Raw genomic sequence first — 22,115 nt, forward strand, 5'->3', positions numbered from 1 at the left:
CTGGCGACCCGCCCCGTCGAGGAGGACACCATGAGCACCGCCACCACCCCCGCCCGCACCGTCGTTCTCACCGGAGCGGCCTCCCCCCGCGGCATCGGTCTCGCCGCCGCGCGCCGGCTGGCCGCCGAGGGCTCCGCCGTCGCCATCCTGGACGTCCGCGGCGCCGAGGATGCCGCGGCGGGGATCGCCGCGGAGTTCGGGGTCCCCGCGCTGGGGCTGACCGTCGACGTCACGGACGTCGCCTCCGTGGACGCCGCCTTCCGCTACGTCCAGGAGGAGCTGCCGCCGGCCACCGGCCTGGTGAACCTCGCCGGCATCAGCTCCCCGACCCCGTTCCTCGAGATCACCCCCGAGGAGTGGGACCGCGTCTTCGAGGTCAACATGAAAGGCACGTTCCTCGTCACCCAGCGCGCGCTGCCCGCGATGATCGAGGCCGGCACCGGCCGGATCGTCAGCCTGTCCTCGATCTCGGCCCAGCGCGGCGGCGGGACATACTCCAAGGTCGCCTACAGCGCGGCGAAGGCCGGCATCATCGGCTTCACCCGCGCCGTGGCCCGCGAGGTCGGCGAGCACGGGATCACGGTCAACGCGGTGGCCCCCGGCCCCGTGGACACCGACATCATGGGCGGCACCCTCGACGACGAGCGCAAGGCCGCGATGTCCCAGGGCTCGCTCATGGGGCGCGTGGCGTCGCGCGAGGAGGTCGCCGCCCTGATCTGCTTCCTGCTCGGCGAGGACGCCGGGATCATCACGGCCGCGACCTACGACATCAACGGCGGGCTGCAGATCTCCTGACCGCCGCCCCGGGGCCCGGCCGCAGGGTCCCTGCGGAAGGGATCCCTGCGGAAGGGGTCCCTGGCGCACAGGGTCCCGGCGGAGGTGGCCTCAGCGGAAGGCCGCCCCGCCGACGCGCTCGGCGATGTCCTCCAGGGTCTGGTGCATGTGCAGGAGCATCTGCTCCGCGGCGCGGTCGGGGTCGTGGGCGCGCAGCGCCTCGAGGATCCGGCGGTGCCAGTGCAGGGCGTGCTCCCGGATCTGCGGGTCGCGGGAGGTCTCCAGCCGCACGACGTGGAGCACCTGCTCCAGGGGTCGGTACGCCGCCGCGAGGTAGACGTTGCGGGCGGCGGCCACCACGCCGGCGTGGAAGGCGAGGTCGGCCTCGGCGAAGCGGGGGCCGGGGTCCGCCAGGGACTCCTCCATGGCGGTGAGCGTCCCGGCGAGCGCCGAGAGGTCCTCGTCCGTGGCCCGGGTCGCGGCGAGCCGGGCGACCTCCACCTCGATGGCCCGCCGCGCCTCCACGAGCTGGGTGGGCAGCTCGAGCGCGTTGCCGCTGAGCCGGCCCCGGGCGCGCAGCACCTCGGCGTCCAGGGGGGACCACTCCTCGACCGGGTTCACCACGCTGCGCTTGCCGTGGCGCACCGTCAGCACGCCGTGGCCGGCGAGGGCGCGGATGCCCTCGCGCACGGTCAGCCGGGAGACCCCGAAGCGCTCGGCCAGCTGCTGCTCGGGCGGCAGCTCGGCGCGTGGGGGGAACTCTCCGTCCGTGATCGACGCCAGCAGGTTCCTGGCGGCGTCGTCGGCTCGCCGCGTGCTCATCGTGGGTGCCCGTCCTGGTCTCGCTGGGTGACCGTGCCAGTCTAGGCCGCCCGGCGACGGCCCCTCCTTGACGACGTGTCCTGCGTCACACATGATATCTGATATCTGACAACTACGGGGCCGAGGCCTCGGAGATCAACGAGGATCCCATGACCACCACCACACTCGTCCTCCTGGGACTCGCCGCCGTCGCGGTCATCCTGGGCCTGATCATCAAGGGGAAGGTGCACCCCTTTCTCGCCCTGATGATCGCCGCGGCCGCCCTCGCCCTCGCCGGCGGCATCCCGCTCGCCGAGGTCGTCCCGACCCTGACCACCGGCATGGGCAACACGCTGGGCAGCGTCGCGCTGATCGTGACCCTCGGCGCCATGCTGGGCCGGATCATCGAGGTCTCCGGCGGCGCCGACGTCCTGGCCCGCTGGCTGCTCGAGAAGTTCGGCGAGAAGCGGGCGCCCTTCGCGCTCGGCGCCACCGGCTTCATCTTCGGCATCCCGGTGTTCGTGGACGTCGGGCTGATCGTGCTGATCCCGATCGTCTTCGGCGTCGCGCGCCGGCTGGGCGGGAACATGCTCGCCTACGCCCTGCCGATCGTCATCGCGATGCTGACCGTGCACGTCATCGTCCCGCCGCACCCCGGCATCGTGGGCGGCTCCGAGCTGCTCGGCGCCGACATCGGCCTGGTCCTGCTGCTCTCCTTCATCCCCGCGATCCCCATGTGGCTGTTCGGCCACTGGCTGGCCATGCGCCTGTCCCGCACCGCCCACGTGGACGTCACCCAGGACGACGTCCTGCAGAGCGTCGGCGGCACCGGCCACACCGGGGTGGTCCAGACCAAGGCGCCCAGCACCGGGCTGGTGCTCTCCATGATCGCCCTGCCGCTGGTGCTGATCATGCTGCAGACCACCAGCTCGCTGGTGCTGCCGGAGGGGGACGCGGTCCGCACCGTGCTCTCCATGGTCGGGGCGTCCCCGATGGCGCTGCTCATCGGCGTGGTCACCGCCTCGATCCTGCTGGGCTACCGCCGCGGCTGGGGCCGGGAGGAGACCGAGCACGTCATCAACTCCGCGCTGCCCCCGGTGGCCGCCGTCATCCTCATCACCGGCGCGGGCGGCATGTTCGGCTACGTGCTCCGGGAGACCGGCGTCTCCGAGGCCGTCGCGGAGGTCCTCGGCGGCACCGGGCTGCCGATCATCCTGCTGGCCTACATCATGGCCGCGCTGATCCGCGCGGCCCAGGGCTCGGCGACCGTGGCCATCCTGACCACGGCGCCGCTGATGGCGCCGCTGGCCGCGGCCCAGGGGCTGGCACCCGTCCAGCTGGCGCTCCTGGCCCTGTCCATCGGCGTGGGCTCCATGGCCCTGAGCCACGTCAACGACTCCCTGTTCTGGGTCTGGAGCCGCTACTTCCGGGTCCCGACCGGGGTCGCGCTGCGCACCTACACCGTGCTGTGCACCGCGACGTCCGTCGTCGGCTTCGTGGTCGTCTCCGTCCTGTGGTTCGCCCTCTCCGGGCTGTCCTGAGCCGTCCCCGTCCTCGAAAGGACCCCAGCGCATGTCCACCCGCACCCTCCTCGTGCTCGACGACGACCCGACCGGGTCGCAGTGCGTGCACGACGTCGACGTCGTCCTCGAGGTCGACCCCGGGCCCGTGCTCGAGGTCGTCCGCGAGCCCGGCCGCACCTGCTTCGTCCTGACCAACAGCCGCTCCCGCCCCGAGGCGGAGGCCGTGGCCCTGAACACGGACCTCGTCACCGCGGTGCTGGGCGCCCTCACCGCCGAGGGACGGGCCCTGCCCCACCTCGTCTCCCGCAGCGACTCCACGCTGCGCGGCCACGTCCTCGCCGAGCCCGCGGCCCTGGCGGACGCCCTGGCGGAGCAGGGCGTGGCGGTCGACGGGTTCCTCTTCGCCCCGGCCATGATCGAGGCCGGCCGCTACACGGAGGGCGACGTGCACTACGCCGTCCTCCAGGGGAGGCCGATGCCGGTGGGGGAGACCGACTTCGCGGCGGACGCGACCTTCGGCTACGCCTCCTCCGACCTCAAGGACTTCCTCGTGGAGCGCTCCGGCGGGACGCTCGACCGGTCGGCGATCCTGTCGATCGGTCTGGAGGACATCCGCTCCGGCGGCGTGGCCGCGGTCGCCGGGATCCTGCGCCGGGCCCGGGGCCGCGCCTGGATCGTCGTCAACGCCACCGACTACGCGGACCTCGACACGGTCGCCGACGCCCTCGCCCTCCTCGAGGCCGAGGGCCGGACCTTCGTCACCCGGTGCGGCCCCTCCTTCGTGCGCTCGCTGGCGGGGCTCGCGGCCACCGAGCCCCTGGGCCCCGAGGACATCCCCGTCGGGCCCGGCCGCCTGCCCCACGGGCTCGTGGCCGTGGGCTCCCACGTGGGACTGACCAACCGCCAGCTCACCGAGCTGCGCGCCCGGCGGCGGCTGCACGAGTTCGAGCTGCGCGTCCCCGCCCTGCTCGACGACGAGGCCCGCGACGCCCACGTGGACCACGCCGTCACGGACATCGTCGAGGCGCTGGCGAGCACCGACGTCGTGCTCTGGACGAGCCGGGACCTCGTGCGCACCGAGGACCCCGACGAGTCGCTGGCCATCGCCCGCGCGGTCTCCGACGCGGTCGTCGAGGTCGTCCGCCGCGTGGCGCAGGCCCGCCCGGCCTGGGTCGTGGCCAAGGGCGGCATCACCTCCCACGAGATCGCCCACCGCGCCCTGGGCATCCGCCGGGCCACGGTGGTCGGCCAGTTCTTCCCCGGCCAGATCTCGCTCTTCGAACCCGTCGACGCCCCGGAGGACACCCGGGGCGGGCCCTACGTGGTCTTCCCCGGCAACGTGGGCGGCGAGTCCGCCCTGGCCGACGTCGTCGACGTCCTCGCCACCGCCACCGCCCGCGCCGCCGCGGCGGCCACCCCGAAGGAGAACCTCTCATGAGCACACCCCTGTCCGTCGGCTGGATCGGTCTCGGCGCCATGGGCGCCCCCATGGCCGTCACGCTCTCCCGCGCCGGCTTCCCCGTCCGGGGCTTCGACGTCTCCCCGCGCGCCCAGGAGCAGGTGGGGGACGCCGTGGAGGTCCTGGCCGACCCCCGGGCCGCCGCCGAGGGCGCCGACGCCGTCGTGGTCATGGTCGCCACCGGCGCCCAGCTGGAGGACGTCCTGTTCGGGGAGCGCGGGATCGCCGACGCCCTGGGCCCCGGGACCCTGCTGCTCGTGATGTCCACCGTCGGCCCGCAGGCCGTCGAGGCCTGCGCCGCACGGCTGGAGGGGCGCGCGGTCCGGATCGTCGACGCGCCCGTCTCCGGGGGCACGGCCCGCGCCGCCACGGGGGACCTGCTCGTGATGGTCTCCGGGGCGGAGGCGGACGTCGCCGCGGTGCGCCCGCTGCTCGACGCCATGGCCGCGAACGCGCCGGCCGTGGGCGCCCGGGTGGGCGACGGCCAGCGCTTCAAGGTGGTCAACCAGCTGCTCTGCGGCGTGCACATCGCCGTGGCGGGGGAGGCCCTGGCCCTCGCGGACTCCATGGGCCTCGACCCGGCGCAGTGCCTCGAGGTGCTCTCCACGGGGGCGGCGACGTCCTTCATGTTCGAGGACCGCGGGCCGCGGATGCTCCAGGGCGAGGAGGCGGAGGTGCGCTCCGCCCTCGACATCTTCGTGAAGGACATGGGCCTGGTCACGGACGCCGCCCGTGCGGTCGCCCAGCCGGTGCCCCTGGCCTCCGCGGCCGAGCAGCTCTACGTGCGGGGCCGCCGCGAGGGCCACGGCCGGCACGACGACTCCTCGGTGTTCGACATCCTGCGCTCCCGCTGACCCGCCGCGCGCGGCAGCGGACCGCCCCGGGTCCCGGGGCGGCCCGCTGCCGCGGCGCCGGAGCGGCGGGAGGACGCATCCGGGCCGCTGCTGCTCCGATGCTGTTCCATCGCACAGCCCGGGCGTACCCTGACCGTGTCGGAAAGGAGCTCGCCATGGCCGAGCGCAACGAACCCTGGCCCGCCGGAACGCCCTGCTGGGCGGACCTCATGGTCACGGACCTGGGCCGGACCCAGGCCTTCTACCGGGAGGTGCTCGGCTGGTCGTTCACCGAGCCGCTGCCCGACTTCGGCGGCTACTGCAACGCACTCGTCGACGGGCAGCCCGTCGCGGGCCTCTCCCCGACCCCCGAGGACATGACCGGGCACCCGAACGTCTGGTCCGTGTACCTCGCCACCGACGACATCGAGGCCGACGCCGACAACGCGATCGCGGCCGGCGCGAAGCTGCTGCTCCCGCCCGTGAAGGTGGGCCCGTTCGGCTCCATGGGCATGTGGGCCGACCCGACCGGGGCGATCTTCGGCATGTGGCAGGCGGGCGAGCACACCGGGTTCCGCGTGGTCGACGAGCCGGGGGCCGTGACCTGGTGCGACCTCACGACCCCCGACCGGGAGACAGCCCGCCGCTTCTACGCCGAGGTGTTCGGCTACACCTACCAGGACATCGGGGAGGGCGGCGGGGAGGGCGGCGTGCCCTACGCGCTGTTCACCGTCCCCGGCGGGGACCGGCCCGGCGGCGGCATCGGCGGCACGGACCCGGGGGAGGAGAACGCCGTGGCGGTCTGGTCGGTCTGCTTCCAGATCGTGGACGTCGACGACGCCGTGCGCCGGGTGCTCGACGCCGGCGGCTCCGTCATGGAGCACCCCTTCGACTTCCAGTACGGCCGGCTCGCCCTGGTGGCGGGCCCGGACCGCGAGGCCTTCGCGCTCATGACCCCCGGCGGCGCGATGTGACCACGCCCGCCCGGGACCCCTGGTGGCTCGCCGGGGTGGCCGCCACGGCGCTCGCCGTGGGCCTGGCCGAGCTGCTGGCCTGGGTCACCGGTCCCGTCGGCGCGCCCCTCACCGCCGTGGGCGGGGTGATCGTGGATGCGGTCCCCGCGCCGGTCAAGGACGCGGCGATCGCCCTGTTCGGCACCGCGGACAAGCTCGTGCTCCTGCTCGTCATGGCCCTGGGCCTCATGGCGGCCGGCGCCGGCATCGGCGCGGCCCAGCGGGGAAACCGGCCCATGGGCACGGTGCTGCTCGGCGTGCTGGGGCTCCTCGGGCTGCTGGCGGTGTTCACGCGGGCGGGGTCCTCCCCGGCGGACGCGGTCCCCGTCGTCGTCGGCACCGCCGCGGGCGCGCTGTTCCTGAGGGTGCTCACCCGCAGGGCCGCCCCGCAGAGCGGCCCCGGGGGGCTCGACCGGCGGGGGTTCGTGCGGCTGTCCGCGGCCGTCGCCGTGCTCGGCGCGGCCGCCGGGACGGCGGGGCGCTGGGCGGGCTCCGCGGCGGCGCGGATCCCGGCCGCCCGCGAGCTGCTGCGGATCCCCGCCCCTGCGGTGCGGGAGACGATCCCGCCGGGCACGGACGTGGGCGTGGCGGGCGTGGAGCCGTGGCTGACCCCCGCCGAGGACTTCTACCGCATCGACACCGCGCTCGCCGTGCCGCGGATCGACGTCGCGGACTGGCGGCTGCGGATCCACGGGATGGTGGACCGGGAGCTGAGCCTGGGCTTCGAGGACCTGACGGCGCGGCCGCTGCTGGAGCGGGCGGTGACCCTGGCGTGCGTGTCCAACACCGTGGGCGGGGACCTGGTGGGCAACGCGGTGTGGACCGGCGTGCCCGTCCGGGAGCTGCTGGCCGAGGCCGGGCCGCACGCCGACGCCGACATGGTGCTGTCGACCTCCGAGGACGGGTTCACCGCGGGCACCCCGCTGGAGGCGCTGACCGACCCCGGGCGGGACTCCCTGCTCGCCGTGACCATGAACGGGGAGCCGCTGCCGTTCGAGCACGGCTACCCCGTGCGGATGGTCGTGCCGGGGCTCTACGGGTACGTGTCCGCGACCAAGTGGGTGGTGGACCTGGAGGTCACCCGCTTCGACCTCGACGAGGGGTACTGGACCCCGCGCGGCTGGTCGGCGCGCGGGCCGATCAAGATGTCCTCCCGGATCGAGGTCCCGAGGGCCCGGGCCACTGTCGACGGCGGGGGGACGGTGCTCGCCGGCACCGCGTGGGCGCAGCCCGTGGGGATCGCCGCGGTGCAGGTCAGCGTCGACGGCGGCGACTGGCAGGACGCGGAGCTGGGCGCGGTCAGCTCGGACGACACCTGGCGGCAGTGGGTGCTGCGCCGCCCCGACCTCCAGGCCGGGGAGCACACGGCGCGCGTGCGCGCGGTCGACAAGGGCGGGGCCGTCCAGACCGAGGAGGAGGCCCCGCCCGCCCCCGACGGCGCCACGGGCCTGCACGAGCGGACGTTCACGGTGCGCTGACCGGCGCGGCCGGCAGGGGCCGGCCGGGGCTCAGCCGTCCTCGAGGAAGCGGCGCAGGGTCAGGGCGTTGCGCACGGCGTTGCCGTCGCCGTCGTTGTTGAAGTACGCGTACACCTCCCGGCCGGCGGCGTCCCACTCCCGGATCCGGTCCGCCCACCAGGCCATGTCGGCGTCCGGGTAGGAGCCCGCGTAGAGGTGGTGGGCGTCGGGGCCGTGGAAGCGGACGTAGACGAAGGGGGCCGTCGCCTCGAGGACGCAGGGCAGCCCGGCCCCGCTCATGATGCAGTACGCCGCGCCGTGGCGGCGCAGCAGCTCGAACACCTCCGGGTGCGCCCAGCTGTCGTGGCGGAACTCCACGGCGACCTGGATCCAGTCGGGCAGGCCCGCCAGGAACCAGTCCAGCCGCGCGTCGTCGCGCGCGTGGGCGGGCGCGAGCTGGACCAGGAGCACTCCCCGCTGGCCGTTGAGCTCGTGCCACGACGCCGTGATCCGTTCGGTCCACAGCTCCGGGGCGTAGAGCTTCTTCGCGTGCGTGAGCCCCCGGGGGGCCTTCACGGACATCAGGAAGCCCTCCGGCAGGCGCCTGTTCCAGCCGGCGAAGGTGGAGTTCTTCGGCCAGCGGTAGAAGCTGGCGTTGAGCTCGACGGTGGAGAAGGTGCGGGTGTAGATCTCCAGGCGCCTGGCCGGCGGGGTGCCCTGGGGATAGAGGACGTGCTCCCAGTGGTCGTAGCTCCACCCGGAGGTGCCGATGTGCCAGCCCATGGGCCCAGGCTAGACGCTGCGGGGTCCCGGCCCGGAGCCGCCCCGCGGCGACACCCGTTCCCCGGCCTGGGGCCGCGTGCGGCACCCCGGTCCGCCCTCAGGTCTGATCGCGGCCCTGGAGCAGGTGCTCACGAAGCCCTGGGATGGCGAAGCGCACCAGTCCGTATCCGGCCGGCTCGATCAGACCGGCGTCGATGAGCCGGATCCTGTAGTTGCCGACGGTGTTCGGCCTGGCCCGGATCCGGGCTCCGATGTCCCCGGTGGTGGACGGTCCTTCGTCCTCGGCCATGGCTTCGAGGAAATCGAGATCGCGCCGGGAAGCCGTGGAGAGCGCCGCCTCGATGACCATGCGTCCGTTCCGACGGCGGGCGGCCGCGGCGGCCTCATCGACCATCCCTTCCGTGAGAACGGGGGAGATCTTCTCGGCCTCCTGCCAGAGGAAGTACCCCACCAGCTGGATCAGGAAGGGGTAGCCGCCGGTGGCCTCTGCGGCCCGGCGAGCCAGCTGCGGCTCCAGGGTGAAACCGCCCTGATCGAAGGTGTCCCGATAGGACTGCTGGACCGCCTCGACGGAGGCCGCGTGAAGGTCGATCCGGTCCGCACGGCGCAGGAACGTGGCCACGCCCTCGTTGAGCAGGTCCGACACGGCCGCCGGCAAGCCGGCGAACACCAGTCCGATGGGCAGGCCCTCCCGGATGAAGTGCTGCACGTCCGCTGCCAGCTGAGCGATCTCCTGCCTGTCCGCGGCGTGGATCTCGTCCACGGTGATGACCAGTCCTGTTCTCTGCTGGTCCAGCAGCCTCAGCAGCCGCACGCCCTCCTCGCGCCACTCCAGCTGCTGCGCCGGTGGCAGCTGGGTGGTGATGCCGAAGCCCGCCGCGGTGACGGCGGTGACCCGCCGGCCGCCGGGCCCTGGGCCGAGCTCGTCGGCCAGCTGGCGCATGGCATTGCCGATGCGGCCGATGAACCCTGGGGTCGCGGTCTCGGCCACCACCGCCCAGCCTTGCGTGCGGGCCAGGTCCTCGGCGGCCCCCAGCATGACGGTCTTGCCCACGCCTCGGGCGCCCGTGAAGATGGTCAGCAGCCCGGGTGCCCCTGATCGGATGCGCAAACCGTAGGCGAACTCGTCCAGTAGACCCTCCCGGCCGATGATCTCCGGGGGAGTGGCACCTGCCGTGGGCCGGAAGGGATTGTTCACGGACCCTCCTGTGAACGTCGGTGAATCTTGTGAATCTTGTGAATCCGTCACCGCAAACATTAGTGGTCGCCTCCGGCTCCAGCCCCGCCTGACGCCGCCTGGAGCTGCTCGGCGGCCGGTCCGGCGCCGACCCCTGCGTGGCCGTCCTGCCATGATGGAGGGCGGACCCGAGCAGCACGAACAGCACGAGAGGCGGTGTGCGGTGACCCTGGTGGACAACGCGGTGTACGTGGACGGCGTGCGGGCGTCGAGCCCCACGAACCTCGAGGAGACCTACGAGGTCATGCGCGACCACGGGGGGATGGCCTGGATCGGCCTCTACCGTCCGGAGCCCGCCGTGGTGCAGTCCGTGGCGGAGGAGTTCTCCCTGCACCAGCTCGCGGTGGAGGACGCCCTCAAGGGCCACCAGCGCGCCAAGCTCGAGCGCTTCGGCCAGACCCTGTTCGTGGTGCTCCGCCCGGCCCGGTACCTGGACGACGTCGAGAAGGTCGAGTTCGGGGAGCTGCACGTCTTCGTGGGACCGGACTTCGTGGTCACCGTCCGGCACGCCGAGGCGCCCGACCTGGCCGCCGTGCGGCACCGGCTGGAGGCCTCGCCGGGGCTGCTGCGGATGGGCCCGCAGGCGGTGCTGTACGGGATCCTCGACGAGGTGGTGGACCGCTACCTCCCCGTCCTGGCGGGCCTGGAGAACGACATCGACGAGATCGAGGACGAGATCTTCGCGGCCGACCGGGACGTCTCCCGGCGGATCTACGAGCTCTCGCGCGAGGTGATCGAGTTCCAGCGCGCCGTCCAGCCGCTCGTGGGGATGCTCGATGCCCTGCAGCGCGGCTCCGAGAAGTACGAGCTGGACGGGGAGCTGCAGACCCGGCTGCGGGACGTGCAGGACCACGCCATCCGCGCGGCCGAGCGCGCCGACTCCTTCCGCACCCTCCTGCAGAACGCCCTCACCGTGCACGCGACCCTGGTGGGGCAGCGGCAGAACGACGAGATGCAGCGGCTCACCGAGTCCGCCCTCGCCCAGAGCGAGGAGGTCAAGCGGATCTCCTCCTGGGCCGCCATCCTCTTCGCCCCCACCCTGGTGGGCACGGTGTACGGGATGAACTTCGAGCACATGCCCGAGCTCGCCTGGCCGCTGGGCTACCCGTTCGCGATGCTGCTCATGCTGGCCATGGGCGTGGGGCTCTACGGGGTGTTCAAGTGGAAGAAGTGGCTCTGAGCACCGCAGGGACCGCGCTCGCCCCCGCCCGGGTCCGCCGCGCCCGCGTCGCCGTCTCGGCGTTCTTCCTCACCAACGGGGCCGTCTACGCCAACCTGCTGCCGCGCCTGCCCGAGGTCAAGGAGGCGTTCGGGCTCTCCAACACCCTCTACGGCCTGGCGGTGGTCGCCTTCCCGCTCGGGGCGATCCTCGTCGGCGCGCTCCCCGCCAAGGTCATCCGCCGCTTCGGCTCCGCCCGCGTGGCGGGGCTCGGCACCGTCCTGCTCTCCGCGGGCCTGGCCCTCGCCGGGATCGGTGCCGGCTGGGGAGCGGGGACGGGGGTCGGCGTCGGCCTCTTCCTCGCCGGGATGTTCCTGGGCGGGATGCTCGACGCCCACGTCGACACCGCCCAGAACGCCCAGGGCATGGAGGTCCAGCGCGCCCGCGGCCGCTCGATCATCAACTCCCTGCACGCCCTGTGGAGCCTGGGCGCCGTGGCCGGCGGGCTCATGGGCGCCGCCGCGCTCGCGCTCGGCGTCCCCCTCGCCTGGCACCTCCTCGGCAGCGGGGTCGTCTGGAGCGCGGTGGCCCTCCTCGCGCTGCGCTCGGCCCTGACCCGCGAGGAGGGCGCCGCCCTGCGCACCGTGGACGGGGCGGCCGGCACGACGACGCCGGACGCCGCCCCCGGCGACTCCCGGCGCGCCCCTGAACCGGTGCGGGACGGGACCGGCCGCGGCGGGACCTGGCGCGTCGTCGTCGTCGGCGTGCTCCCCGTGGCCGCGATCGCCATGGCCGGGGTGATGGTCGAGGACGTGGGCGCGAACTGGTCGGCCGTGTACCTGGCCTCGGTGCTCGGCACGCCCCTGGCGGCGGCGGGGATGGGGCTCGTGGCCATGATGGCGGCGCAGTTCGTGGGCCGCATGCTCGGGGACCCCATGACCGACCGCTGGGGCCGCGCCGCGGTGGCCCGCGCCGGTGCGGCGCTGAGCGCGGCCGGCATGCTCCTCGTGGTGCTGGCCCCGGGCCCCACGGCGGCGGTGGCGGGCTTCGCGCTCGCGGGCTTCGGCTGCGCGACCCTCGTGCCCGCCGCCTTCCACGCCGCCGACGACCTGCCCGGCCTCAAGCCCGGCACCGGCCTGGCCCTGGTGAGCTGGATGATGCGGATCAGCTTCCTCGGCCTGTCACCGGCGGTCGGCGCGCTCTCGGACGCGGCCGGGCTGCGCCTCGCGCTGGTCGTGGTCCCGGTCTTCGCGCTCGTCGCGGCGCTGACGGCCGGCGTCCTGCGGGAGCGCCGCGCCCCCTGACCCGGCGCGGGCCGGGCGGGGTCAGCCGTTCCCGAGGACCCACCGGGTCCACCCGGAACCCGGTCCTGCCGCGCCCGCTGCGGGAGGACCGGTGACTCCGGCGGCCGCCGGGACTATCCTGGATCCACCATGCGCCCCTACTTCTTCCTCTGACGGGTTCCCGATCCCGCCGCGCGGCGTCCGCCGCGGCGGGCCCTGGTCCTGTCCACCCGTCACCCCTCGTCAGGAGCCCCGGCCCATCGGGCCGCGCGCCGCTCCGCACCCCGGAGGAAGCATGTCCAGCGTTCCCGTCCACCACCCCGCCGTGCCCGCCGGCGAGCACGCCCAGCTGACGGCCGGCGGGATCCGCCTGGTCCGCGGCTCCCGCACCGTCCTGGACGGCCTCGACCTCGCCGTCACCGCCACCACCCGCCTGGGCGTGGTGGGGGAGAACGGCCGCGGCAAGACCTCGCTGCTGGAGGTGCTCTCCGGCGCCCTCCTCCCGGACTCCGGCACGGTCCGCCGCACCGGGACGCTCGCGGTGGTCGACCAGGAGCTGCCCGTGCCCCCCGAGGGCACCGTGGGCGACCTCCTGGACCTCGAGCTCGCCGCGGAGCACACGGCCATCGCGCAGGTCGAGGCCGCCGCCCGCGCCGTCACCGCCGGGGAGCCGGGCGCCGCGGAGAAGTACGCGCAGGCGCTGACGGTCGCCCAGGCGCTCGACGCCTGGGACGCCGACCGCCGGGTCGAGCTGGCGATGGGCGCCCTGCACGCCGTGACCGACCGCTCCCGGGTGCTCGCCACCCTCTCCGTGGGCCAGCGCTACCGCGTGCGCCTCGCCTGCCTGCTGGGCACGGTCCACGACATCCTCCTGCTCGACGAGCCCACCAACCACCTCGACGCCGCGGGCCTGGCGCACCTGGGCGCGGCGCTGCGGGAGTTCCGCGGCGGGGTGGTCCTGGTCAGCCACGACCGCCGGCTGCTGGGCCAGGTCGTCGACACCGTCCTGGACCTGGACCCCAGCCGCGACGGGCGCCCGCGCTGGTACGGGGGCGGGGTGGCCGGCTGGCGCGCCGGCCGGACCGCCGAGCGCTCCCGGTGGATCCACGACCACAAGGAGCAGCAGACCGAGCACGAGCGCCTCGCCGGTGACCTGCAGCGTGCCCGGTCCCGGCTGGTGGACGGGTGGCGCCCGGAGAAGGGCACGGGCAAGCACACCCGCGCCACCCGCGCCCCGGGGCTCGTCCGGTCGGTGCACCGCCGGCAGGAGGACCTGGACCGGCACCGCGTGGACGTCCCGGAGCCGCCGCTGGTGCTGTCCGTGCCCCAGCTCCCGGCCCTGCCCGGCACGGTCCTCGTGGCGGCGGAGGCCGTGACGGTGGCGGGGCGCCTGCCCACCCCGGTGGACGCGGCCCTGTCCTCCGGGGACCGGCTGGTGGTCCGGGGCCCCAACGGGGCGGGAAAGTCCACCCTGCTCCAGGTCCTGGCCGGTGGGCTGGCCCCCGACGCGGGGGAGCGCAGGGCCGCCCCGGGCGTGCGGATCGGCCACCTGGCGCAGGAGGAGGCCGTGTCCGGCCGGCGCCGCGCGCAGGAGGTGTACGAGCAGGCCCTGGTCCGGCTCGTCCTGGCGGGACGGCTGGCGGAGGAGGAGGTCGTGCCGCTCCCGGACCTGGGCCTGCTCCGCGCAGGGGACCTCGGCCGTCCGGTGGCGGAGCTCTCGGCGGGCCAGCGACGACGCCTCCACCTCGCCGTGGTGCTGGCCGCCCGGCCGCACGTGCTGCTGCTGGACGAGCCCACCAACCACCTCTCGATCGCCCTGGTGGACGAGCTGACCGAGGCGCTGCGGGCCACGGCCGCCGCGGTGGTGCTCACCACGCACGACCGGCAGCTGCTGCGGGACACGGCGGGCTGGCGTCAGCTGAGGCTCTGAGGCTCTGAGGGTCCCGGGGCTCGGCGGGCGACAGGGCGGGGCCCCGGCCCTAGACTGCGGGACAGCGTCGGAGCGTGATTCGTGTCACCCGACCGTGCCGCGCTGCCGTGCCGCTCATCCGCCGAACGCGAGGAGAACACCATGAAGATCCGTGCCGCTGTCGTCGACGGGATCGGGGCCCCGTTCGAGCTGGAGGACGTCGAACTCGCCGAGCCGGGCCGGGGAGAGGCCCTGGTCCGCATCGTCGCGAGCGGGGTCTGCCACACGGACGCCATCACCCGGGAGGGGGACATGCCGCTTCCGCTGCCCGGCATCCTCGGCCACGAGGGCTCGGGGATCGTCGAGGAGGTCGGCCCCGGGGTGACCGCCGTGGCGCCCGGGGACCGGGTGATCATCGGCTGGCCCTCCTGCGGCGAGTGCGCGAACTGCCTCGACGGCCAGCCCCGGTACTGCCTGCGCACCGGCGAGGCCCTCGTCTCGGGGCGCCGGTTCAAGGGCGAGGGCGCCGGGACCTCCGCCTACACCCGTGCCGACGGGTCGGAGGTCTCCGGGCACTTCTTCGGCCAGTCCTCCTTCGCCACCCACTCGATCGTCCTCGCCGACGCCCTCGTGAAGGCCCCCGACGACGTGCCGCTCGAGCTGCTCGGGCCGCTGGCCTGCGGGCTGGGCACCGGCGCCGGCGCCGTGCTCAACGAGGCCCGCCCCGAGGCGGGCTCCTCCCTGGTGATCTTCGGCATCGGGGCCGTGGGGCTCGCCGCCGTGATGGCCGCCCGCTGCACCGCCGCGACCACGATCATCGCCGTGGACCTGCACGACTCCCGGCTCGAGCTGGCCACCCGCTACGGAGCCACGCACATCCTCAACTCCTCCCGGGCCGACGTCCTCGAGGAGGTCCGCCGGATCACCGGGGGCACCGCGGACTACGCCTTCGAGTGCACCGGGGTGATCCCCGTCGTCGAGCAGGCGGCGGAGTGCGTCGGGATGCTCGGCACCCTGGTGCTCATCGGCGGCGCGCCCGCACAGGCCCGGTTCAGCCTGGACCACCTGCGCACGCTGTGGGGCAAGCGGGTCATCGGCGTGCTGGGCGGCGGCGGGCGGACGGGGAGGTTCATCCCCGCCCTGATCGAGCTCCACCGGCAGGGCCGGTTCCCGTTCGACGAGCTCGTGCGGTACTACGGCCTGGACGAGATCGAGAAGGCCCTGGCCGACAGCAAGTCGGGGGACGTGGTCAAACCGGTCCTCCGCATGCCGGAGTTGGCCGGGCGCCCGGCGGGGCCGTCCGGGGACGCTCCGTCCGGCGTCTCCCGGGACAGCGAACCCGCTCGTGGGGAGCGTTCCGGCGCGAAGGTTACGCGGATGGGGCGTGCGCGGGTGCTATCAGGAGACGGCGGAGAGGCCCCCGCATAGGATGTGTGCGAATGCATATTCCTTACCCCGGGAGCGCTCATGAGCACCGACAACCCCTATGACCCCGCCCGCTCCGGCAACGGCAAGCAGAACGGCTACGGCCAGGACACCGGGTACGCTCCGCTGCCCGGCTACCCCTCCCAGGTCTACGGCCAGGAGGGCTACGGGGCCCAGTGGTTCCTCGACCAGGGGAGGGGCTACCAGGGCTACGGCGGGCAGAACCCGTACGGCGCCGGTCCCCAGCGGTTCGGCCGCCAGTCCGGCAAGCCCGTCGGGCCCGTCGAGGCCGTGCAGCGCATGTACTCGAAGTACTTCCAGTTCTCCGGGCGCGCCAGCCGCTCCGAGTACTGGTGGGCGCAGCTGTTCTTCGCCGTGGCCTACCTGGTGCTGGGCATCCCGGCCGGGCTCTTCCAGAGCGCGGGGGCCTATGACGTGGACGTCACGAGCGCGCTCCTGACCATGGTGCTGTTCGGCTTCCTCCTGGCGAGCATCGTGCCGGTCCTGGCCCTGACGGTCCGGCGGCTGCACGACGCGAACTTCTCCGGCTGGTTCTACCTGCTCGCGCTCATCCCGTTCGTGGGCGGCATCGTCCTGCTCGTGCTCACCCTCCTGCCCTCGAACCCGGAGGGCGCGCGCTTCGACCGGTGACGGGCTGAGCCGTTCCGCGCGTTCCCGGGAGCCGGTCAGGGCGGCCGGTTCAGGTGGTCCCCGTCCCACGTGAGGTCGTCGGAGGGCTCGACCCGCACGGCCTCGAGGGCGCTGTCCTCCAGGACGGCGCGGATGAGCTCGTGGGACCCGCCCACCAGCGTGGAGTCCCAGTCGATCTCCGAGGCCACGCACCACGCACGGTCGGCGGGCCAGACCAGCTGGGGCATCGGCCCCTCCAGCCCATGGTGCCAGCCGATCCCGGCGCGCTCGGGCCAGGCCGGATCGCTCAGCTCCTCGACCGTGGCCCGCAGCAGCACGTACCGGCGCTCCGGCAGCTCCAGGAGCGGTCCTGCGGCCAGGGCCCGGGCCACCTGCGGGTCGACCGCCGCCACGGCCTGGGCACGGACCTCCGCGTCGGCCGCACGCCGTTCCCGCGCCGTGGCTCCCTCCCGGACCAGGGCGGCGGTGGATCCCGGGCGCCCCCATCCCCACCCGTCCCACACCCCGACGGTCAGCTCCTCAGGAGTGGTGGTGGCGGTGCCGGCCAGGCGCATCAGGCGGGCCAGCAGGCGGGGCTCCAGACGCCCCTCTTCCGGGGGGCTCAGCTCCCAGCCGCCGCGCACGCGCAGGGGTTCCTCCACGCTCCCGGCCAACCGTGTCCACTGCACCCGCGAGTGCACCACGCCGTCGGTCTCCGCCGCCACCCGCGCCCAGGTCCACCACGCCTCCTCGGGGTCCGCCTCCCCGTCGGAGGACGAAGCAGAAGGGGCGGGAGAGCCGTCGGCGCCGGGTCCTGCCTCGGGTCGGCAGGCCGGGACCGGGTGCAGGATGCGGGCGTAGGCCGCGAAGCCTTCGGGCACCACGCTGCCCGCGGTGCCCCACGCCCGGCTCAGTCGTCCGCGGATCCATCCGCCCCGCTCGATCTCGCCCGTCCACTGCATACGGCGATGCTCGCACACGGCCGTCGCAGCCGGGGGAGCCGAGCGGCATGATGACACGTGGGTGGAGCAGCCGGCCGGGCGGGCCCGCAGAGGATCGTCCGTGGCCCCTCCTGGGAGCCGCATACGGGCACAGGGTCCTGCCAGCCGGTGTCAGGGCGCCGTTCTGGAGCGGCGGGTAGACTTGTCACAATGCAAACCTCTTCCTTCCGTCTGCTCAATGCCGCCACCTACGCCGCTGAGCGGCTGCTGGCGGACGCCATTCACGACGAGCACGTGAGCGTGGACGCGGTGGTCGTCCTCGACGCCCTGATCGACCACCTCGGCACCGGTGGGGCCGCCGACCTCGAGACCGTGAGCGCCGAGGCCCAGCTCACCTGCGAGCAGTTCCGCCGGGCGCTGAGCAGCCTGGACGCTCTGGGCTACCTGGCCGAGCTCGCCGAGCACATCCCCTCGGTGGCCGGTCTGCGCGCCGCCGCCCTCCGGACCGCCGCGTGAGCTGACACGGCACCGCCCGCAGGGGCCCGGCGCGTCAGGAGGGACTCAGCGCGCCACCGTGCGGTGACCGGCGTCCAGTCGCCGGGTCCAGCCGCGTGCGTCGAGATGCTCCAGCAGCGGGATCGCGACGCGTCGTGTGGTGTCCAGGGCCTGGCGGGCCTGACTGGTGGTGAAGGGCTGCGGCAGGCGGGCGAGCTCGCGCATCGCCAGGGCGGGGGCGGTGGGGAGCAGCACGACGCCGTCGCGCAGGCGCAGCAGCCGCCCACTGCGCTCGGCCGCCGCGAGTTCGCGGACCCCCAGGCGGAGGGCGGCCAGGGCATCGGCCTCCGGGGCGCGGAACGGCTCGATCCCGAGCCGGCGTTCCAGCTCGGCGACCGCGGCTTCGGCGGCGCCGAGGCCGGCGCGGTGGGACGGCGAGTGGATGTGGCCGCCGTCCTGCTCGAGGCCGGCGCCGCGGACGACCTCGTCCACGAGCCCCGCGTCCGGCAACGCGAGCAGGTCGCGAGCGGCGCCCCGGGAGAGGCCCGCCGCCAGAGGGTCACGGCCGTGCAGCTCCTCCACCGCGGCGCGCAGCCGGCGCTGCCAGGAGTCGAGCACCGGCGCGTGCACCCACCAGCCGCCCAGCACCCGCACGTCGTCGGGGACACCGGCGTCGTCGGGGGACAGCAGACCGAGCCGCCGGAGGTGCTGCTCCTGCACCGCGCCGCGACGGGCCACCTCGACGAGGACGTCTCCGCCGGTGTCCATCCCGGCGAGGCTGCCGGCGCGGCGCGCCCTGTCGCCGCGCCGGCGCAGCGCCGGCGGGTCGGCGTCCAGGACCTGCGCCCCGCCGAGCACCGACCGGCTCCCGGCGTCGCGCAGCACCAGGCGGTCCCCCAGGACGAGGGGCAGGGGCCGGTCGAGGACCAGCCGGGCGTGGTCGTCGTCGAAGGGACTCAGCCGGGCGGGCACCGCCGCGGTGCCGGCATGGACGACGACGTGCTCCGGCGCGCTCGTGAACGCCGCTCCCGTGGCGCGGCGGACGTCGAGGACACCGGTGACCGGCCAGGTGCCGGGGGTGACCAGCGCGTCGCCGCGGCGCACCTCGTGGGCGGACACGCCCCGCAGGTTGAGCGCCACCCGGGCCACCGGGCCCAGCGAGAAGTGCGTCGAGTTGCGGCTCTGCAGCCCGCGGACCAGCACCTCCCGGGGCCCGTCGTGGCCGAGCAGCTGAAGCCGGTCGCCCTGCGCGACCGTGCCCGCCGCCAGCGTGCCGGTCACCACCGTGCCGGAGCCGGTGATCGTGAAGGAGCGGTCCACCCAGAGCCGCAGCCGGCCCGCGGGGGGCGCGGGCATCCGGGCCAGCACGCCGTCGAGGGCGGCGCGCAGGTCGGCCAGCCCGGTGCCGTCGACCGCGGAGACGGTGACCACGGGGGCGTCGTGCAGGCCGGTCCCGGCGAGCTGGGCGCGTGCCTCGGCGAGCACGGCGCCCGCGCGCTCCGGTGCCCGGTCGGCCCGGGTGAGCACCACGACGCCGTGCTCGATGCCCAGGGCGGCGACGGCGTCGCGGTGGTCGCTCGACTGCGCCTGCCATCCCTCGTCGACGGCGACGACGAAGCAGACGACCGGAGCCGGCCCGAGCCCGGCCAGCATGTTGCCGAGGAAGCGTTCGTGCCCGGGGACGTCCACGAACGCCACCTCGCGCCCGGAGGGCAGCGTCGTCCAGGCGTAGCCGAGGTCGATGGTCAGCCCGCGGCGGCGCTCCTCCTCCCACCGGTCGGGCTCCATGCCGGTGAGGGCCCGCACGAGGGTGCTCTTGCCGTGGTCGACGTGCCCGGCCGTGGCGACGACGTGCACGGTCATCCGGCCCCGGTCCCGGCGCCGTCGAGCCCGGCCAGCGCCGCGCGCACCGCGGCCAGCAGGCGGTCGTCGTCCGGTTCGGGCACGCAGCGCAGGTCGACCAGGCAGGCGTGGTCGTGGACCCGCGGCAGCACGGCGGGGTCGCCGGTCCGGAGCAGGGGGGCCACGGCCTCGGGCAGCCGCACGGCCCATCCCGGCAGGGGCACGCCGGGGGCGCCGCCACCGCCGACCCGGCCGTCGTGGGCGACCACCGGGGCGCCCACGGCCCGGGCGAGCCGGTCGGCGCGGCCGCGCAGCCGGTCCGGGTCGGCGTGCAGCGCCTGGACGACCGGAGGGTCTCCGCCGGCGAGCGTCGCCTCGAGCGCGGCGAGCGCGAGCTTGTCGGCGCGGACGGCCCGGGCGAGCGGGTGGCCGGCCATCCGGGCGATGACGTCCGAGCGGCCGAGCATCACCCCGGCCTGCGGGCCGCCGAGCAGCTTGTCCCCGCTGACGATGACGACGTCGGCGCCGCCGTCCAGCGCGGAGGCGACGTCCGGCTCCGTGGGCAGCGCGGGGTCGGGGGCCAGCAGCCCGCTGCCGAGATCGGCCACGAGCGGCGTGCCGTGCGCCTCGGCCAGTGCGCGCAGCTCGCCGATCTCGACGGCCGAGGTGAATCCCTCCACCCGGAAGTTGCTCGGGTGCACCTTGAGGATGCAGCCGGTCTCCGGGCCGAGGGCGTCGGCGTAGTCCCTCAGGTGGGTCCGGTTGGTCGTGCCCACCTCGCGCAGCCGGGCGCCGGTGGACTCGATCAGCGCCGGGAGCCGGAAGCCGGCCCCGATCTCGACGAGCTCCCCTCGGCTGACCACGACCTCCCGGCCGGCGGCCAGCGCGGTGGTGGCCAGCACCAGCGCGGCGGCGCCGTTGTTCACCACCAGCGCGTCCTCGGCCCGGGGGCACGCCTCGAGCAGGGCCGCCCGGGCCCCGGCGCCGCGGCGGGAGCGGGCACCGGTCCTCAGGTCGAGCTCCACGTCGACGTATCCGCCGGCCGAGACCAGCGCCTCGACGGCGGACGCGGACAGCGGCGCGCGGCCCAGGTTGGTGTGGACGATGACGCCGGTGGCGTTGAGCACCGGGCGCAGCGTCGTCGCGGAACGGGCCGCGACGGCGGCCAGCACCGCCGGTTCGACCTCGTCGGGGGCGAGCTCACCGCTCCTGGCCCGCTCCTGGGCCTCCCGCACCAGCGCGAGGATGACGTGCTCGCCCAGGCGGTGGCGCGCCCGGTGGACGGGTGGCAGGCCCAGGAGACGGTCGGTGCGCGGGATCAGACGACGAGGGTCGTCCTGGGCCACGGGTCCTCCTCGTCGCGCGGTGCGGAAGCTGGCGGAGGCGGACGGGAATCGAACCCGCCAGACCGAGGTGCTCGGTCTCACCGGTTTTGAAGACCGGGGGGCCCACCAGGACCCGGACGCCTCCACCGCCAAACCTAGCACCCCCCTGTAGGCTGGCGCCGTGAACGAGACCAGGACGCAGAACCGGCAGTCCAGCGACGGCGCGGCGGGAGCGGTCCGCCTGACCGGCTTCGCCCACGGCGGCGGCTGCGCCTGCAAGATCCCGCCCGGTGAGCTCGAGGAGGCGGTCCGCGGTCTCACCGGCCAGTCCGGGGCCGGCGTGCTGGTGGGCCTCGACGACGGCGACGACGCCGCCGCCGTCCTGGTGCGCGAGGACCTCGCGGTGCTGTCCACCGCGGACTTCTTCACGCCGGTCGTCGACGACGCCTACGACTGGGGCCGCATCGCCGCCGCGAACGCGCTCTCGGACGTGTACGCCATGGGCGGGCGTCCGGTCATGGCGATCAACCTCGTCGGCTGGCCCCGCGACGTGCTCCCGATGGAGCTGATGACCGAGGTGCTGCGCGGCGGTCTGGCGGTCGCCTCCGAGGCGGAGTGCCCGGTGATCGGCGGCCACTCCATCGACGACCCGGAGCCGAAGTACGGCATGGCGGTGACCGGCGTGGCCGACCCCGCCCGGCTGCTGCGCAACGACGCCGCCGAGCCGGGGCTTCCCCTGACCCTCACCAAGCCGATCGGCGTGGGCCTGCTGAACAACCGGCACAAGCAGACCGGTGAGGTGTTCGCCCACGCCATCGCCACGATGACGGAGCTCAACCGGGACGCGGCCGGGGCCGCCCTGGCCGCCGGGGCCCGGGCGGCCACGGACGTCACGGGCTTCGGCCTGCTCGGCCACCTGCACAAGATGTGCCGTGCCTCCGGGGTGGGCGCGGTCCTCGACCGGGCGGCCGTGCCGCTCGTCGACGGGGCGCAGCAGGCGCTGCGGGACGGCTTCGTCTCCGGCGGCACCCGCCGCAACCTCGACTGGGTGCGCCCGCACCTGCGGTCCGCGTCCGGGGTCACCGAAGACGATCTGCTGCTGCTGGCCGACGCCCAGACCTCCGGGGGCCTGCTGGTCGTCGGGGAGCTGCCCGGCCATCCCGTGGTGGGGCACACCGTCGCCGGCCACGGCATCGAGGTGCGCTGAGCCCACCCCCGGCGCCGGG

19 protein-coding genes and 1 tRNA gene are annotated in these 22,115 nt (G+C 74.9%); 13 read left to right on the forward strand and 7 right to left on the reverse strand.

What is annotated here, in order from left to right; translation table 11 throughout:
- The first annotated feature begins 30 nt into the window (after positions 1-30).
- Complete coding sequence (locus tag IEW07_RS10785; RefSeq protein WP_188537069.1) at positions 31-795, forward strand: SDR family NAD(P)-dependent oxidoreductase; 765 nt, start codon at positions 31-33, stop codon at positions 793-795.
- 90 nt (positions 796-885) lie between these two features.
- Here the strand turns inward: IEW07_RS10785 and IEW07_RS10790 are convergent, their stop codons facing one another.
- Positions 886-1,596 carry a FadR/GntR family transcriptional regulator gene (locus IEW07_RS10790; protein WP_188537071.1) on the reverse strand — a complete coding sequence of 237 codons (711 nt, stop codon included), beginning with the start codon at positions 1,594-1,596 and terminating at the stop codon, positions 886-888.
- A 149-nt stretch (positions 1,597-1,745) separates the two neighbouring features.
- On the opposite strand from IEW07_RS10790, the gene IEW07_RS10795 reads away from it, so the two are divergent.
- The 5 genes from IEW07_RS10795 (at position 1,746) to IEW07_RS10815 (ending at position 7,881) form a co-directional block, all read left to right on the forward strand.
- On the forward strand, positions 1,746-3,116 hold the full coding sequence (locus IEW07_RS10795; protein WP_188537073.1) for a GntT/GntP/DsdX family permease: 1,371 nt from the start codon (positions 1,746-1,748) through the stop codon (positions 3,114-3,116).
- A 31-nt stretch (positions 3,117-3,147) separates the two neighbouring features.
- Positions 3,148-4,536, forward strand: a complete 1,389-nt coding sequence (locus tag IEW07_RS10800) for a four-carbon acid sugar kinase family protein (RefSeq protein WP_188537075.1) — start codon at positions 3,148-3,150, stop codon at positions 4,534-4,536.
- Positions 4,533-5,411, forward strand: a complete 879-nt coding sequence (locus IEW07_RS10805; RefSeq protein ID WP_188537078.1) for an NAD(P)-dependent oxidoreductase — start codon at positions 4,533-4,535, stop codon at positions 5,409-5,411. The genes IEW07_RS10800 and IEW07_RS10805 overlap by 4 nt, the downstream gene beginning before the upstream one ends.
- Before the next feature lie 155 nt (positions 5,412-5,566).
- Entirely contained in the window at positions 5,567-6,364 is a 798-nt protein-coding gene (locus tag IEW07_RS10810) for a VOC family protein (protein WP_188537080.1), read from the forward strand.
- The gene (locus tag IEW07_RS10815; RefSeq protein ID WP_188537082.1) at positions 6,361-7,881 is read left to right on the forward strand and encodes a molybdopterin-dependent oxidoreductase; all 1,521 of its coding nucleotides are present in this window, start codon (positions 6,361-6,363) and stop codon (positions 7,879-7,881) included. Before IEW07_RS10810 ends, IEW07_RS10815 begins: the two co-directional genes overlap by 4 nt.
- A 30-nt stretch (positions 7,882-7,911) precedes the next feature.
- Here the strand turns inward: IEW07_RS10815 and IEW07_RS10820 are convergent, their stop codons facing one another.
- Positions 7,912-8,643 (reverse strand): DUF72 domain-containing protein, encoded by a 732-nt coding sequence (locus IEW07_RS10820; RefSeq protein ID WP_188537084.1) that lies wholly within the window; start codon positions 8,641-8,643, stop codon positions 7,912-7,914.
- Positions 8,644-8,740: 97 nt separating this feature from the next.
- A complete protein-coding gene (locus IEW07_RS10825; protein WP_229741766.1) occupies positions 8,741-9,841 on the reverse strand; it encodes an ATP-binding protein in 1,101 nt (366 codons plus the stop codon).
- A gap of 202 nt (positions 9,842-10,043) precedes the next feature.
- On the opposite strand from IEW07_RS10825, the gene IEW07_RS10830 reads away from it, so the two are divergent.
- The 5 genes from IEW07_RS10830 to IEW07_RS20990 all read left to right on the forward strand — a co-directional run bounded on the left by IEW07_RS10830 (position 10,044) and on the right by IEW07_RS20990 (position 16,307).
- Positions 10,044-11,060 carry a magnesium and cobalt transport protein CorA gene (locus tag IEW07_RS10830; protein ID WP_188537088.1) on the forward strand — a complete coding sequence of 339 codons (1,017 nt, stop codon included), beginning with the start codon at positions 10,044-10,046 and terminating at the stop codon, positions 11,058-11,060.
- The gene (locus tag IEW07_RS10835) at positions 11,051-12,343 is read left to right on the forward strand and encodes an MFS transporter (RefSeq protein WP_229741767.1); all 1,293 of its coding nucleotides are present in this window, start codon (positions 11,051-11,053) and stop codon (positions 12,341-12,343) included. The genes IEW07_RS10830 and IEW07_RS10835 overlap by 10 nt, the downstream gene beginning before the upstream one ends.
- Positions 12,344-12,617: 274 nt before the next feature.
- Positions 12,618-14,252 (forward strand): ABC-F family ATP-binding cassette domain-containing protein, encoded by a 1,635-nt coding sequence (locus tag IEW07_RS10840; RefSeq protein WP_188537090.1) that lies wholly within the window; start codon positions 12,618-12,620, stop codon positions 14,250-14,252.
- 141 nt (positions 14,253-14,393) lie between these two features.
- A complete protein-coding gene (locus IEW07_RS10845; protein ID WP_188537091.1) occupies positions 14,394-15,659 on the forward strand; it encodes an NAD(P)-dependent alcohol dehydrogenase in 1,266 nt (421 codons plus the stop codon).
- A 39-nt stretch (positions 15,660-15,698) separates the two neighbouring features.
- Entirely contained in the window at positions 15,699-16,307 is a 609-nt protein-coding gene (locus IEW07_RS20990) for a DUF805 domain-containing protein (protein WP_229741768.1), read from the forward strand.
- A gap of 35 nt (positions 16,308-16,342) precedes the next feature.
- Here IEW07_RS20990 and IEW07_RS10855 read toward each other — a convergent pair whose 3' ends face one another.
- Positions 16,343-17,248: a hypothetical protein gene (locus tag IEW07_RS10855; protein ID WP_188537092.1), complete on the reverse strand. Its 906-nt coding sequence runs from the start codon at positions 17,246-17,248 to the stop codon at positions 16,343-16,345.
- A 189-nt stretch (positions 17,249-17,437) separates the two neighbouring features.
- On the opposite strand from IEW07_RS10855, the gene IEW07_RS10860 reads away from it, so the two are divergent.
- The gene (locus IEW07_RS10860) at positions 17,438-17,743 is read left to right on the forward strand and encodes a hypothetical protein (protein ID WP_188537093.1); all 306 of its coding nucleotides are present in this window, start codon (positions 17,438-17,440) and stop codon (positions 17,741-17,743) included.
- Positions 17,744-17,788: 45 nt separating this feature from the next.
- Here the strand turns inward: IEW07_RS10860 and selB are convergent, their stop codons facing one another.
- From selB to IEW07_RS10875, 3 genes are all read right to left on the reverse strand, one after another.
- Entirely contained in the window at positions 17,789-19,585 is a 1,797-nt protein-coding gene (selB, locus tag IEW07_RS10865; RefSeq protein ID WP_188537094.1) for a selenocysteine-specific translation elongation factor, read from the reverse strand.
- Entirely contained in the window at positions 19,582-20,910 is a 1,329-nt protein-coding gene (gene selA, locus IEW07_RS10870) for an L-seryl-tRNA(Sec) selenium transferase (RefSeq protein ID WP_188537095.1), read from the reverse strand. Before selA ends, selB begins: the two co-directional genes overlap by 4 nt.
- Before the next feature lie 29 nt (positions 20,911-20,939).
- A tRNA-Sec gene (locus tag IEW07_RS10875) sits at positions 20,940-21,034 on the reverse strand.
- Positions 21,035-21,070: 36 nt separating this feature from the next.
- On the opposite strand from IEW07_RS10875, the gene selD reads away from it, so the two are divergent.
- Positions 21,071-22,096 (forward strand): selenide, water dikinase SelD, encoded by a 1,026-nt coding sequence (selD, locus tag IEW07_RS10880; protein WP_188537096.1) that lies wholly within the window; start codon positions 21,071-21,073, stop codon positions 22,094-22,096.
- Positions 22,097-22,115 lie beyond the last annotated feature (19 nt).

Source organism: Kocuria dechangensis, assembly GCF_014636775.1.
In the GTDB taxonomy this organism is placed as follows: domain Bacteria; phylum Actinomycetota; class Actinomycetes; order Actinomycetales; family Micrococcaceae; genus Kocuria; species Kocuria dechangensis.